The following is a 15,140-nucleotide window of genomic DNA, read 5'->3' as shown; positions in this document are numbered from 1 at the left end:
TGATCTGGTTTTTGATTTTCTTGCCCCAGCGAGGGGCCGAACGCCAGGGGCAAGAGCCCTTGGTTACTTGGGGCTTTTCCAAGTGACTCGCCGTAAGGGCGAAACCCTAAGTGGCCGTTACCGCAGGAATGGATATGTACTCAGTCAACAAAAACCCATTGGTCGTCAGGACGCCTTCGCCGGCAAGCCGGGCTCCTACAGTAAGAGCGAAACCGCAGGTGGCCGTTACCGCAGGAATGGATATGTATCCAACCCCAACCCCAATCCCAAACAGCCACCATCGCACAAACAAAAACGGCCCCTATATATAGAGGCCGTTCCCGGTACAACTCAACACGCTATCGCAAGAAAGATCTTACTTGCGGTCTTCCAGCTTGGTGATGTCACGCGACTCGTAGCCGGTGTACAGCTGGCGTGGACGGCCAATCTTGTACGGGCTGGAGAGCATTTCCTTCCAGTGGGAGATCCAGCCGACGGTCCGCGCCAGGGCGAAGATCACGGTGAACATGCTGGTTGGAATGCCGATCGCCTTGAGGATGATCCCCGAGTAGAAGTCGACGTTCGGGTACAGCGAGCGTTCGATGAAGTACGGGTCGGTCAGGGCGATCTCTTCCAGGCGCATGGCCAGTTCGAGTTGCGGATCGTTCTGGATGCCCAGTTCCTTCAACACTTCGTCGCAGGTCTGCTTCATCACGGTGGCGCGTGGGTCGCGGTTTTTGTAAACGCGGTGACCGAAGCCCATCAGCTTGAACGGATCGTTCTTGTCCTTGGCCTTGGCGATGAATTTGTCGATGTTCGAGACATCGCCAATTTCGTCGAGCATGGTCAGTACGGCTTCGTTGGCGCCGCCGTGGGCAGGGCCCCACAGTGCAGCGATACCGGCAGCGATACAGGCGAACGGGTTGGCACCCGAGGAGCCTGCCAGGCGTACGGTGGAAGTCGATGCGTTCTGCTCGTGGTCGGCATGGAGGATGAAGATCCGGTCCATGGCCTTGGCGAGTACCGGGCTGATCGGTTTGATCTCGCACGGGGTGTTGAACATCATGTGCAGGAAGTTTTCCGCATACGACAGGTCATTGCGCGGGTACATCATGGGTTGACCCATGGAGTACTTGTAAACCATCGCGGCCAGGGTTGGCATCTTGGCAACCAGGCGGATCGCGGAGATTTCGCGATGCTGCGGGTTATTGATGTCCAGGGAGTCGTGGTAGAAGGCCGAGAGGGCGCCGACTACGCCGCACATGACGGCCATCGGGTGGGCGTCGCGACGGAAACCGTTGAAGAAGGTCTTCAACTGCTCGTGAACCATGGTGTGGTTCTTCACGGTGCCGACGAACTGGGCCTTCTGTTCTGCGGTCGGCAGTTCGCCGTTGAGCAGCAGGTAGCAGGTTTCCAGGTAGTCCGACTTTTCAGCCAGCTGTTCGATCGGGTAGCCGCGGTGCAGCAGGATGCCGTTGTCGCCGTCGATATAGGTGATCTTCGATTCGCAGGAAGCGGTCGACATGAAACCGGGGTCGAAAGTGAAGCGGCCCGTGGCCGTCAGGCCCCGAACATCGATAACATCGGGACCAACGGTGCCGGTTAAAATGGGCAGCTCGACGGGGGCTGCGCCCTCGATGATCAACTGCGCTTTTTTGTCAGCCATGTGGCCTCCTATTTATGCTTGAAATCATCAGACAGACCCCCCACGCAGGGCCCGCACCACTATAGTGAGATAAATTTGAATGTCAATTTGCCTAAAGTCTTGCTCCAGAAGGCTTTAACCCTACTTTTTTATCGAAATTGACCGCCATTTACGCCTTTTATACGTGTTGCGCAATGCGCCGTTTTGGGAAGGTATGTCCGTTGTCATTAGTAGCCTAACTGTCTATACTCGGCCACCGACCGCCAAGGGCTTTTGGGCTTGCGTTATTGGGGGTCGCCTCCCTGGGTAGTGGTTACCTGACCAGTGCGCTCCCCAACAACTTTGCCCTGATTGTTAGGGGCTCTTCAGTGTGAAAAAAAAGCCGTGAAAAGCCAACGACCTGTAAACCTAGACCTAAGGACCATCAAACTCCCAGTCACTGCTTACACGTCCATTCTTCACCGTATCTCCGGTGTCATCCTCTTCGTGTGCCTTGCCATCATGCTTTACGCATTGGACAAGTCGCTGAGCTCCGAGGAAGGCTTCGGTCAGGTGAAAGCGTGTCTGACCAGTCCGCTAGCCAAGCTAGTGATTTGGGGCATCCTGTCCGCCTTGCTGTATCACTTGGTAGCCGGTGTGCGCCACTTGATCATGGACATGGGCATCGGTGAGACGCTGGAAGGCGGCAAGCTGGGCTCGAAAATCGTTATCGCCGTTTCCGTGGTGGTAATCGTTCTGGCAGGAGTTTGGATATGGTAACTAACGTCACGAACCTGTCGCGTTCGGGCCTCTATGACTGGATGGCGCAACGTGTGTCTGCGGTCGTTCTCGCGGCTTACTTCATCTTCCTGATCGGATACGTCGTGGCCCATCCTGGCCTCGAGTATGCCCAATGGCATGAACTGTTCGCCAGTAACTGGATGCGTATCTTCAGCCTCCTGGCCCTCGTTGCCCTCGGCGCTCACGCCTGGGTCGGCATGTGGACCATCGCGACCGACTACCTGACGCCAATGGCGTTCGGCAAGTCCGCAACGGCTATACGTTTCCTCTTCCAGGCAGTATGCGGCGTTGCGATGTTCGCTTACTTCGTCTGGGGCGTGCAGATTCTCTGGGGTATCTGATTCATGGCTAACATTCCAACGATTTCTTTCGACGCCATCATTATTGGTGGTGGCGGTGCCGGCATGCGCGCTGCGCTGCAACTGGCGCAAGGCGGTCACAAGACTGCGGTAATCACCAAGGTTTTCCCGACCCGTTCGCATACCGTATCCGCCCAGGGCGGCATCACCTGCGCCATCGCGTCCGCTGACCCGAACGATGACTGGCGCTGGCACATGTACGATACCGTCAAGGGTTCCGACTACATCGGTGACCAGGACGCTATCGAATACATGTGTCAGGAAGGCCCGGCCGCCGTTTTCGAGCTGGACCACATGGGCCTGCCGTTCTCGCGTACCGAAACCGGCCGTATCTACCAGCGTCCGTTCGGCGGTCAGTCGAAGGATTACGGTAAAGGCGGGCAGGCTGCTCGTACTTGCGCCGCTTCCGACCGTACCGGTCACGCGCTGCTGCACACCCTTTATCAGGGCAACCTGAAAGCCGGTACCACGTTCCTGAACGAGTACTACGCCGTTGACCTGGTGAAAAACCAGGCTGGCGAATTCGTCGGCGTTATCGCCATCTGCATCGAAACCGGCGAAACCACCTACATCCGTGCCAAGGCTACCGTTCTGGCCACCGGCGGTGCAGGTCGTATCTATGCGTCCACCACCAACGCCCTGATCAACACCGGCGACGGCGTTGGCATGGCCCTGCGTGCTGGCGTTCCGGTACAAGACATCGAAATGTGGCAGTTCCACCCGACCGGCATCGCCGGCGCCGGTGTACTGGTAACCGAAGGTTGCCGTGGTGAAGGTGGTTACCTGATCAACAAGCACGGCGAGCGTTTCATGGAGCGTTATGCTCCGAACGCCAAGGACCTTGCCGGTCGTGACGTTGTAGCCCGCTCGATGGTTAAGGAAATCATCGCTGGCAACGGTTGCGGTCCGAATGGCGACCACGTGATGCTCAAACTCGACCACCTGGGCGAGGAAGTGCTGCACAGCCGTCTGCCAGGCATCTGCGAACTGTCGAAGACTTTCGCGCACGTTGACCCGGTTGTCGCTCCAGTTCCGGTTGTTCCGACCTGCCACTATATGATGGGCGGCGTTGCCACCAACATTCACGGCCAGGCGATCACCCAGGACGCCGAAGGCGTGGACACCATCATCCCAGGCCTGTTCGCTGTAGGCGAAGTGGCTTGCGTATCGGTTCACGGTGCCAACCGTCTGGGCGGCAACTCGCTGCTCGACCTGGTGGTCTTCGGCCGTGCTGCCGGCCTGCACCTGGAAAAGGCGCTGACCGACGGTATCGAATACGACGACGCCACCGAAGCCGACATCACCGCGGCCCTGTCGCGCCTTGCCGCTCTGAACGAGCGTACTGATGGCGAAGACGTGGCAACCCTGCGTCGCGAGCTGCAAAGCTGCATGCAGAACTACTTCGGTGTATTCCGTACCGGCGAATACATGCAGAAGGGTATTGCCCAGCTGGCCGATCTGCGCAAGCGCATCGCCAACGTGAAGATCAACGACAAGTCGCAGGCGTTCAACACTGCGCGTATCGAAGCTCTGGAACTGCAGAACCTGCTGGAAGTGGCCGAAGCCACCGCCATCGCTGCCGAAGTACGTAAAGAGTCCCGCGGTGCTCACGCCCGTGAAGACTTCGAAGATCGTGACGACGAAAACTGGCTGTGCCACACCCTGTACTTCCCGGGTGAGAAGCGCGTTGCCAAGCGTGCCGTGAACTTCTCGCCGAAGACTGTTCCGACTTTTGAACCTAAGATTCGGACTTATTAAGGGTGGCCGCCATGTTGCAAGTCAGTGTTTATCGTTACAACCCTGATCAGGACGCTGCGCCGTTCATGCAGGAATTCCAGGTCGATACCGGTGGTAAAGACCTGATGGTGCTGGACGTACTGGCCCTGATCAAAGAGCAGGACGAAGGTTTCTCCTATCGTCGCTCTTGCCGTGAAGGTGTTTGCGGTTCCGACGGCATGAACATCAACGGCAAAAACGGCCTGGCGTGCGTCACGCCGCTGTCTGCCGTCGTAAAAGGTAACAAGTTGATCGTTCGTCCGCTGCCAGGTTTGCCGGTTATCCGTGACCTGGTCGTCGATATGAGCATCTTCTACAAGCAATACGAAAAGGTTAAGCCTTACCTGCAGAACGACACGCCGGCTCCGGCCATCGAGCGTCTGCAGTCCCCTGAAGAGCGTGAAAAGCTCGACGGTCTGTACGAGTGCATCCTGTGCGCCTGCTGCTCGACCTCGTGCCCGTCCTTCTGGTGGAACCCGGACAAGTTCCTGGGTCCAGCTGCCCTGCTGCAAGCGTACCGCTTCCTGGCAGACAGCCGTGACACCAAGACGTCCGAGCGTCTGGCTTCGCTCGATGACCCGTTCAGCGTATTCCGCTGCCGCGGGATCATGAACTGCGTCAACGTATGTCCCAAAGGCCTGAACCCGACTAAGGCCATTGGTCACATCCGTAACATGCTGCTCTCCAGCGGCGTGTGATTCAGCTGCTGTACCCGTTGTACCCGTAGATGCTGCGGCGCAGGCTTCAACCGGCGCCGTAGTTTTAACCTGAGCAGCAGCTTAAAAGGCTGCGGCTCTTATTTTGAAGAAATGAGACAAGCAGGGGCATCCGGGCTGGTACCCGGACTATCAGTGTGATCCTAGTGGCTTGTTTTGGTCGCTGCATTCGGACTTCTGCAAGTTTGCTCGGTGTCGACACCGGTGGTGTTCCCCTAACCGAGGGTGACCAAGCATGCAAGAAAGCGTGATGCAGCGCATGTGGAACAGCGCCTACCTATCCGGTAGTAACGCTGCCTATGTGGAAGAGCTCTACGAGCTCTACCTGCACGACCCTAACGCTGTGCCAGAAGAGTGGCGCACCTACTTCCAGAAGTTGCCTGCTGACGGCAACTCTGCCACCGATGTTTCGCACTCCACAATTCGCGATCATTTCGTCTTGCTGGCAAAGAACCAGCGCCGCGCTCAACCGGTTTCCGCCGGCAGCGTGAGCAGTGAGCACGAGAAGAAGCAAGTTGAAGTGCTGCGATTGATCCAGGCCTACCGTATGCGTGGCCACCAGGCAGCCCAGCTTGACCCGCTGGGGCTGTGGCAGCGTCCTGCACCTGCAGACCTGTCGATCAATCATTACGGCTTGACCAATGCCGATCTTGATACGACCTTCCGTGCCGGCGACCTGTTCATCGGCAAAGAGGAAGCGAGCCTACGCGAAATTCACGAAGCGTTGCAGCAGACATATTGCCGCACCATCGGCGCTGAGTTTACGCACATCACCGATTCCGAGCAGCGCCAGTGGTTCCAGCAGCGTCTGGAAAGCGTGCGTGGCCGTCCGACGTACTCCGCCGACATCAAGAGCCACCTGCTCGAGCGCGTGACTGCCGGTGAGGGCCTGGAAAAATACCTGGGCACCAAATACCCGGGTACCAAGCGTTTCGGCCTGGAAGGCGGCGAAAGCCTGATTCCGATGCTCGACGAGCTGATCCAGCGTTCCGGCTCCTACGGCACCAAGGAAATCGTCATCGGCATGGCCCACCGTGGCCGTCTGAACGTGCTGGTCAACACCTTCGGCAAGAACCCGCGCGAGCTGTTCGACGAGTTCGAAGGCAAGAAGAAGGTCGAGCTGGGTTCCGGTGACGTTAAGTACCACCAGGGCTTCTCGTCCAACGTGATGACCACCGGCGGTGAAGTTCACCTGGCCATGGCGTTCAACCCGTCCCACCTGGAAATCGTTTCCCCGGTGGTCGAGGGTTCGGTTCGCGCCCGTCAGGACCGTCGTAACGACCTGACCGGTGAGAAAGTCCTGCCGATCTCCATCCACGGTGACGCGGCATTCGCCGGTCAAGGCGTGGTGATGGAAACCTTCCAGATGTCGCAGACCCGCGGTTTCAAGACCGGCGGTACCGTGCACATCGTGATCAACAACCAGGTTGGTTTCACCATCAGCAACCCGCTGGACTCGCGTTCCACCGAGTACGCCACCGACGTTGCGAAAATGATCCAGGCGCCGATCCTCCATGTGAATGGTGATGATCCGGAAGCCGTGTTGTTCGTGACCCAGCTGGCCATCGACTACCGCATGCAGTTCAAGCGTGACGTGGTGATCGATCTGGTCTGCTACCGTCGTCGCGGCCACAACGAGGCCGACGAGCCAAGCGGCACCCAGCCAATCATGTATCAGCAGATCACCAAACAGCGCACCACTCGTGAGCTGTATGCCGATCGCCTGACCCAGGGCGGAGTGCTGGACGCAGAGCGTGTTCAGGCCAAGGTCGACGAATACCGCAACGCGCTGGACAACGGTCTGCACGTAGTGAAAAGCCTGGTCAAAGAGCCGAACAAAGAGTTGTTCGTGGACTGGCGTCCGTATCTGGGCCACGCCTGGACCGCGCGTCACGACACTCGCTTCGACCTGAAGACCTTGCAGGAACTGTCCGCCAAGCTGCTGGAGATCCCGGAAGGCTTCGTGGTTCAGCGCCAGGTTGCGAAGATCTACGAAGACCGTCAGAAGATGCAAGCCGGCGGCCTGCCGATCAACTGGGGTTACGCCGAAACCATGGCGTACGCGACCCTGGCGTTCGAAGGTCACCCGATCCGCATGACCGGCCAGGACATCGGCCGCGGTACGTTCTCGCACCGTCATGCCGTGTTGCACAACCAGAAGGACGCGGGCACCTACATCCCGCTGCAGAACCTGTACGACGGTCAGCCACGCTTCGACCTGTACGACTCGTTCCTGTCCGAAGAAGCGGTACTGGCGTTCGAGTACGGTTACTCGACCACCACGCCGAACGCACTGGTTATCTGGGAAGCCCAGTTCGGCGACTTCGCCAACGGCGCCCAGGTTGTAATCGACCAGTTCATCACCAGTGGCGAGCACAAGTGGGGCCGTCTGTGCGGTCTGACCATGCTGCTGCCGCACGGTTATGAAGGTCAGGGGCCGGAGCACTCCTCGGCTCGTCTGGAGCGTTACCTGCAGTTGTGCGCCGAGCACAACATCCAGGTGTGCATGCCGACGACGCCGGCACAGATCTACCACTTGCTGCGCCGTCAGGTGATTCGCCCGCTGCGCAAGCCACTGGTAGTCCTGACTCCGAAGTCGCTGCTGCGCCACAAGCTGGCCATCTCGACCCTGGAAGATCTGGCCGAAGGTTCGTTCCAGACCGTTATCCCGGAAATCGACGCCCAGGACCCGAAAAAGGTCGAGCGCGTTGTCCTGTGTAGCGGCAAGGTCTACTACGACCTGCTGGAAAAACGTCGTGCCGAAGGCCGTGACGATATCGCCATCGTGCGTATCGAGCAGCTGTACCCATTCCCTGAGGACGACTTGAAAGAAGTCCTGGCTCCTTACACCAACGCCAAAGCTGCCGTTTGGTGCCAGGAAGAGCCGATGAACCAGGGTGCGTGGTACTGCAGCCAACACCACATGCGTCGCAGCATCAGCAACCTCAACAAGTCTCTCGTACTCGAGTACGCGGGCCGTGAGGCTTCTGCTGCGCCAGCATGCGGTTACGCATCGATGCACGCCGAACAGCAGGAAAAACTGCTGCAAGACGCCTTTACTGTTTAACGCCTTCGCGCACCTGAAACCGAATTTAAGGACCCACAGATAATGGCTATCGAAATCAAAGCCCCCACTTTCCCGGAATCGGTTGCCGATGGCACCGTTGCCACCTGGCACAAGCAACCGGGCGACGCGGTCAAGCGCGACGAACTGATCGTCGACATCGAAACCGATAAAGTCGTACTCGAAGTGTTGGCTACCGCTGACGGCGTGCTGGGCGCTATCGTCAAGAACGAAGGCGACACCGTTCTGTCCGACGAAGTCCTGGGCTCCATCGAAGCGGGCGGCGCTGCTGCCGCTCCAGCGGCTGCGGCACCTGCCGCCGCTGCCCAGGCTGCTGCCCCTGCCGCCGAAGGCGAAGACGATCCAGTCGCTGCTCCTGCTGCGCGCAAGCTGGCTGAAGAAAACGGCATCAACATCGCTTCCGTTGCCGGCACCGGCAAAGGCGGTCGCGTGACCAAGGAAGACGTGGTTGCAGCCGTTGCTGCCAAGAAAGCCGCTCCGGCTGCCGCGCCTGCCAAGGCTGCCGCACCTGCCGCTGCTGCTCCAGTGTTCGCTGCTGGCGATCGCATCGAGAAGCGCGTACCGATGACCCGCGTGCGGGCCACCGTTGCCAAGCGTCTGGTCGAAGCCCAGTCGAACATGGCGATGCTGACCACTTTCAACGAAGTCGACATGACCGAAGTCATGGCCCTGCGTTCGAAGTACAAGGACCTGTTCGAGAAGTCCCACAACGGCGTACGCCTGGGCTTCATGTCGTTCTTCGTCAAGGCTGCTACCGAAGCGCTGAAACGCTTCCCGGCTGTCAACGCCTCGATCGACGGCGCCGACATCGTTTACCACGGCTACGCTGACGTCGGCGTTGCAGTTTCCAGCGATCGCGGCCTGGTTGTACCGGTTCTGCGTAACGCCGAACTGATGAGCCTGGCTGAAATCGAAGGCGGCATCGCCACCTTCGGCAAGAAAGCCCGCGACGGCAAACTGTCGATGGACGAAATGACCGGTGGTACCTTCACCATCACCAACGGCGGTACTTTCGGTTCGATGATGTCGACCCCGATCGTCAACCCGCCACAAGCAGCCATCCTGGGCATGCACAACATCATCCAGCGTCCTATGGCCATCAACGGTCAGGTCGTTATCCGTCCGATGATGTACCTGGCCCTGTCCTACGATCACCGTCTGATCGATGGCAAAGAAGCTGTGACTTTCCTGGTGACCATCAAGAACCTGCTGGAAGATCCGGCTCGTCTGTTGCTGGATATCTGATAGAAGCAGTCGCGAGCTGCAAGCCCAGGCTGTCGGAAAACCCGCAGCCTGGCTTGTGGCTTGCGGCTTCAAGCTTTTCGCTAAAGAGGATTTTTTGAATGTCGCAGAAATTTGACGTAGTAGTGATCGGTGCGGGCCCTGGCGGTTACGTTGCCGCCATCAAGGCCGCACAGCTGGGTCTTTCGACCGCCTGCATCGAGAAGTACACCGACAAGGATGACAAACTGGCTCTGGGCGGTACTTGCCTGAACGTCGGCTGCATTCCGTCCAAGGCGCTGCTGGACAGCTCCTGGAAGTACAAGGAAGCCAAAGAAGGTTTCGCGATCCACGGTATCAACCACGCTGGCGTGACCATGGACGTGCCAGCAATGGTCGGCCGTAAAGCCACCATCGTCAAAGGCCTGACCTCTGGCGTTGCGACCCTGTTCAAAGCCAACGGTGTGACCTCCATCCAGGGTCACGGCAAGCTGCTGGCCGGCAAGAAAGTCGAAGTCACCAAGCCTGACGGTTCGGTTGAAGTCATCGAAGCCGAAAACGTGATCCTGGCGCCAGGCTCGCGTCCGATCGACATTCCACCGGCTCCGGTCGACCAGAATGTGATCGTCGACTCCACCGGTGCCCTGGAATTCCAATCCGTACCAAAACGCCTGGGCGTGATCGGCGCTGGCGTGATCGGTCTGGAACTGGGTTCGGTCTGGTCGCGCCTGGGTGCAGAAGTGACTGTCCTGGAAGCCCTGGACACCTTCCTGATGGCCGCTGACGCCGCTGTTTCCAAGGAAGCACTGAAAACCCTGACCAAACAGGGCCTGGACATCAAGCTGGGCGCTCGCGTAACCGGTTCCAAAGTGAACGGCGACGAAGTCGTGGTGAACTACACCGATGCCAACGGCGAACAGACCATCACTTTCGACAAGCTGATCGTAGCCGTTGGTCGCCGTCCGGTGACCACTGATCTGCTGGCTGCCGACTGCGGCGTGACCCTGGACGAGCGCGGTTTCGTGCACGTCGATGATCACTGCGCCACCACTGTACCGGGCGTCTACGCCATTGGTGACGTGGTTCGCGGCATGATGCTGGCGCACAAGGCGTCGGAAGAAGGCATCATGGTTGTCGAGCGCATCAAGGGCCACAAGGCCCAGATGAACTATGATTTGATCCCTTCGGTTATTTATACTCACCCGGAAATCGCATGGGTTGGTAAAACCGAGCAGGCCTTGAAAGCTGAAGGCGTTGAAGTTAACGTCGGCACCTTCCCGTTTGCAGCCTCCGGCCGTGCCATGGCTGCCAACGACACCGGTGGTTTCGTCAAGGTCATCGCAGATGCCAAGACGGACCGCGTACTGGGCGTCCACGTGATTGGCCCAAGCGCTGCAGAACTGGTTCAGCAGGGCGCGATCGGTATGGAATTCGGCACCAGCGCTGAAGACCTGGGCATGATGGTTTTCTCCCATCCGACCCTGTCTGAAGCCTTGCACGAAGCTGCTTTGGCAGTGAATGGCGGCGCCATCCACATCGCCAACCGCAAGAAGCGTTAAGACAATAAGAAACCACGGCGGAATGGCCCGTCGTGAGCCTTGCATGCAAGACTCACCGCGGAATATCCGCTGGACGCAGTCTTGCATGGCCGTACCGGGTATCCGGAAAGGCCATGCAAGCAGCAGTCACAGGTGGTGCGGCACTTGAATGAGTGCAGCACCGAATGCGCAGTACCTAACGAAGACGGTAAAAAGCATGAATCTTCACGAGTATCAGGGTAAGCAGCTGTTCGCTGAATACGGCCTGCCAGTTTCCACTGGTTACGCAGTAGACACCCCGGAAGCAGCAGCAGAAGCTTGCGACAAAATCGGCGGCAGCGAGTGGGTTGTCAAAGCCCAGGTCCACGCCGGTGGTCGCGGTAAAGCGGGCGGCGTAAAGCTGGTTCGCAGCAAAGAAGACGCCAAAGCCTTCGCACAGCAGTGGCTGGGCAAGCGTCTGGTGACTTACCAGACTGATGCCAATGGCCAGCCAGTCACCAAGATCCTGGTTGAATCGTGCACTGATATCGCTAAAGAGCTGTACCTGGGCGCTGTCGTTGACCGTTCGAGCCGTCGCATCGTGTTCATGGCTTCCACCGAAGGTGGCGTGGACATCGAGAAAATCGCTCACGACACTCCAGAAAAAATTCTGAAAGCCACTATCGATCCACTGGTTGGCGCTCAGCCATTCCAGGGTCGCGAGCTGGCATTCCAGCTGGGTCTGGAAGGCAAGCAAGTTGCTCAGTTCGCCAAGATCTTCGTAGGCCTGGCCAAACTGTTCAAGGATCACGACCTGGCCCTGCTGGAAGTGAACCCGCTGGTGATCAAGGCTGACGGCGATCTGCACTGCCTGGACGCCAAGATCAACATCGACGCCAACGCCATGTACCGTCAGCCTAAGCTGAAGACTTTCCACGATCCGTCGCAAGACGATCCGCGCGAAGCGCACGCTGCCAAGTTCGAACTGAACTACGTAGCACTGGAAGGCAACATCGGTTGCATGGTCAACGGTGCTGGCCTGGCCATGGGTACCATGGACATCGTCAACCTGCATGGCGGCAAGCCAGCCAACTTCCTCGACGTGGGCGGCGGTGCTACCAAAGAACGCGTTACCGAAGCGTTCAAGATCATTCTGTCCGACACCAACGTCGCTGCAGTACTGGTTAACATCTTCGGCGGCATCGTTCGTTGCGACATGATTGCCGAAGGCATCATCGGTGCAGTGAAAGAAGTCGGCGTGAAAATCCCGGTTGTTGTTCGCCTTGAAGGCAACAACGCTGAGCTGGGCGCTAAAGTACTGGCAGAAAGCGGTTTGAACATCATCGCTGCTACCAGCCTGACCGACGCTGCTCAACAAGTTGTCAAAGCTGCGGAGGGCAAATAATGAGCGTCCTGATCAATAAAGACACCAAAGTTATCTGCCAGGGTATTACCGGTTCGCAAGGTAGTTTCCACACCCAGCAAGCCATCGAGTACGGCACCAAGATGGTTGGTGGTGTAACTCCAGGCAAAGGCGGCACCGAGCACCTGGGCCTGCCAGTGTTCAACACCGTGAAAGACGCTGTAGCTGCCACTGGCGCCACCGCCAGCGTGATCTACGTTCCGGCTCCTTTCTGCAAAGACTCGATCCTGGAAGCTGCCTTCGGCGGCATCAAGCTGATCGTGTGCATCACCGAAGGCATTCCTACCCTGGACATGCTGGACGCTAAAGTTAAGTGCGACGAGCTGGGCGTAGTCCTGATCGGCCCTAACTGCCCAGGCGTGATCACCCCAGGCGAATGCAAGATCGGCATCATGCCAGGTCACATTCACTTGCCAGGCAAGGTCGGTATCGTTTCCCGTTCCGGCACCCTGACCTACGAAGCTGTGAAGCAAACTACTGACGCTGGTTTCGGTCAGTCGACTTGCGTCGGCATCGGTGGTGACCCGATCCCGGGTTCGAACTTCATCGACATCCTGAAGCTGTTCCAGGAAGACCCGAAGACCGAAGCGATCGTGATGATCGGTGAGATCGGCGGTTCGGCTGAAGAAGAAGCGGCTGCCTACATCAAGGCACACGTGACCAAGCCGGTTGTTTCCTACATCGCTGGTGTGACTGCTCCTCCGGGCAAGCGCATGGGCCATGCTGGCGCAATCATTTCTGGCGGCAAAGGCACTGCAGACGAGAAATTCGCTGCTCTGCAAGACGCAGGCGTTAAAACCGTGCGTTCGCTGGCAGACATCGGCAAGGCCCTGGCCGAGCTGACCGGTTGGGCTGTCAAGTAAGCTTCGCGCTTAGCTGACGCTTCACCAAGCAAAGGCCACCTTCGGGTGGCCTTTGTCGTTTTTCGGGAAACGTGTTGATGAAACAGACGCCTTCGCGAGCAGGCTCGCTCCCACAGGTGTGTGCATTCCAATGTGGGAGCGAGCCTGCTCGCGAAGACGGACTTGCAGTCGACAACCATTAACATGCGAAAACGCGACACAAAGATGTCGTATATCGGATAGTTCGCCCTCTAACAGTGCGTTTATCGGCCAAATTCGTTAGGCTACGCGCCATTTTTGCGTCCGCGCCCACAAGGCTGCAACGCGCTAAAAGGGTTGGTCCCATACGGACCGACAGCATTTCCCTCACCCATAGGGAAATCCCTCTCTAAATTCCGATTCAGTAGTGTGGTATTTCCTTAATGAAAGTGTTGAAAGGCCAGGACATCCTGGCACTTGGTTTTATGACGTTTGCCCTGTTCGTCGGGGCTGGCAACATCATCTTCCCGCCTATCGTCGGTTTGCAGTCCGGGCCTCACGTCTGGATGGCGGCGCTGGGCTTCCTGATCACTGCAGTCGGTCTGCCGGTGGTCACCGTCGTGGCGCTGGCCAAGGTCGGTGGCGCCATGGATGCCTTGAGCAGCCCGATCGGTAAAGTCGCCGGTGGCCTGCTCGCTGCGGCGTGCTACCTCGCGGTCGGCCCGTTGTTCGCGACGCCGCGTACCGCCACCGTGTCGTTCGAAGTTGGCCTGGCGCCACTGACCGGCGAAAGCCCGTTGGCGTTGTTCCTCTACAGTTCGGTGTACTTCCTGATTGTGTTCTTCATCTCGCTGTATCCGGGCCGTTTGCTCGATACCGTCGGGCGTTTCCTCGCGCCGCTGAAGATCATCGCCCTGGCCGCCCTGGGCATCGCCGCGTTCGCCTTGCCAGCCGGTGACATCGGCCATGCAACGCCTGAATACGTGGCGGCGCCATTCTCCCAAGGGTTCATCAATGGTTACCTGACCATGGATACCCTCGGTGCACTGGTGTTCGGCATCGTCATCGTCAATGCCATACGCTCGCGCGGTGTCGAGTCGCCAGCGCTGATCACCCGCTATGCGATCATTGCCGGCTTGATCGCCGGTGTCGGCCTGGCACTGGTCTACATCAGCCTGTTCCGCCTGGGCTCGGGCAGCCATGAAGTCGCGGCTGGTGCTACCAACGGCGCGGCGGTATTGCACGCCTACGTACAACACACCTTCGGTTCCCTGGGCAGCGGATTCCTTGCGGTGCTGATTTCCCTGGCGTGCCTGGTGACGGCGGTCGGCCTGACCTGCGCCTGCGCCGAATACTTCAGCCGGGTGCTGCCACTGTCCTACAAGACGCTGGTCATCATCCTCGCGGCGTTCTCCCTGCTGGTGTCCAACCTGGGCCTGACCAAGCTGATCGCGTTCTCGATCCCGGTACTGACCGCGATCTACCCACCGTGCATCGCCCTGGTGGCCCTGAGCTTCTGCAAGGACTTCTGGCATGAACAAGGGCGCATTGTCGGCCCGGTGATGCTGGTGTCGTTCATCTTCGGCCTGATCGATGCCCTCAAGGGTGCGGGTCTGGCGGACTGGATGCCGTCTCAGTTGGCTCACCTGCCATTGAGCGAGCAGGGCCTGGCATGGCTGGTGCCGTCGGTAATGACCCTGGTGGTTGCCGTGGTTTGCGACCGTCTGCTGGGCAAGCGCGAAGAAGCGCTGGCTTAAGCTTTACCGGCCTGTCACAAGCAGGCTTGTGAGCAAAACTGAAATGCCCCGTATCAATCGA

Annotated in this window: 11 protein-coding genes; 10 read left to right on the top strand and 1 reads right to left on the bottom strand. The window is 58.6% G+C overall.

The window, feature by feature from the left end; translation table 11 throughout:
- Positions 1–355: 355 nt before the first annotated feature.
- A complete protein-coding gene (gene gltA, locus HFK74_RS06315; protein ID WP_007959044.1) occupies positions 356–1,645 on the bottom strand; it encodes a citrate synthase in 1,290 nt (429 codons plus the stop codon).
- A gap of 363 nt (positions 1,646–2,008) precedes the next feature.
- Between gltA and sdhC the strand changes: the two genes are divergently transcribed.
- The 10 genes from sdhC to brnQ all read left to right on the top strand — a co-directional run bounded on the left by sdhC (position 2,009) and on the right by brnQ (position 15,079).
- Positions 2,009–2,383, top strand: a complete 375-nt coding sequence (sdhC, locus tag HFK74_RS06310; RefSeq protein ID WP_016773673.1) for a succinate dehydrogenase, cytochrome b556 subunit — start codon at positions 2,009–2,011, stop codon at positions 2,381–2,383.
- Entirely contained in the window at positions 2,377–2,745 is a 369-nt protein-coding gene (gene sdhD / locus HFK74_RS06305) for a succinate dehydrogenase, hydrophobic membrane anchor protein (protein ID WP_180202788.1), read from the top strand. Before sdhC ends, sdhD begins: the two co-directional genes overlap by 7 nt.
- 3 nt (positions 2,746–2,748) lie before the next feature.
- Positions 2,749–4,521, top strand: coding sequence for a succinate dehydrogenase flavoprotein subunit (gene sdhA / locus HFK74_RS06300; protein ID WP_008063296.1), 1,773 nt, complete (start codon positions 2,749–2,751; stop codon positions 4,519–4,521).
- Between the two features lie 11 nt (positions 4,522–4,532).
- Positions 4,533–5,237 carry a succinate dehydrogenase iron-sulfur subunit gene (locus HFK74_RS06295; RefSeq protein WP_008063297.1) on the top strand — a complete coding sequence of 235 codons (705 nt, stop codon included), beginning with the start codon at positions 4,533–4,535 and terminating at the stop codon, positions 5,235–5,237.
- A 253-nt stretch (positions 5,238–5,490) separates the two neighbouring features.
- Positions 5,491–8,322, top strand: a complete 2,832-nt coding sequence (locus tag HFK74_RS06290; protein ID WP_008063299.1) for a 2-oxoglutarate dehydrogenase E1 component — start codon at positions 5,491–5,493, stop codon at positions 8,320–8,322.
- A gap of 42 nt (positions 8,323–8,364) precedes the next feature.
- Positions 8,365–9,585, top strand: a complete 1,221-nt coding sequence (gene odhB / locus HFK74_RS06285) for a 2-oxoglutarate dehydrogenase complex dihydrolipoyllysine-residue succinyltransferase (protein WP_008063300.1) — start codon at positions 8,365–8,367, stop codon at positions 9,583–9,585.
- Between the two features lie 98 nt (positions 9,586–9,683).
- Positions 9,684–11,120, top strand: a complete 1,437-nt coding sequence (gene lpdA, locus HFK74_RS06280; protein ID WP_008063301.1) for a dihydrolipoyl dehydrogenase — start codon at positions 9,684–9,686, stop codon at positions 11,118–11,120.
- A gap of 196 nt (positions 11,121–11,316) precedes the next feature.
- Positions 11,317–12,483 (top strand): ADP-forming succinate--CoA ligase subunit beta, encoded by a 1,167-nt coding sequence (sucC, locus tag HFK74_RS06275; protein WP_007919879.1) that lies wholly within the window; start codon positions 11,317–11,319, stop codon positions 12,481–12,483.
- Positions 12,483–13,364: a succinate--CoA ligase subunit alpha gene (gene sucD, locus HFK74_RS06270; protein ID WP_007919877.1), complete on the top strand. Its 882-nt coding sequence runs from the start codon at positions 12,483–12,485 to the stop codon at positions 13,362–13,364. Before sucC ends, sucD begins: the two co-directional genes overlap by 1 nt.
- 401 nt (positions 13,365–13,765) lie before the next feature.
- Positions 13,766–15,079, top strand: coding sequence for a branched-chain amino acid transport system II carrier protein (gene brnQ, locus HFK74_RS06265; RefSeq protein ID WP_008063303.1), 1,314 nt, complete (start codon positions 13,766–13,768; stop codon positions 15,077–15,079).
- The last annotated feature ends 61 nt before the right edge of the window (positions 15,080–15,140 follow it).

Source organism: Pseudomonas sp. SbOxS1, assembly GCF_013416725.1.
Taxonomy (GTDB): Bacteria; Pseudomonadota; Gammaproteobacteria; order Pseudomonadales; family Pseudomonadaceae; genus Aquipseudomonas.
Note: the sequence above shows the minus strand (reverse complement) of the source record. Positions and strands in the feature narration are given on the sequence as shown.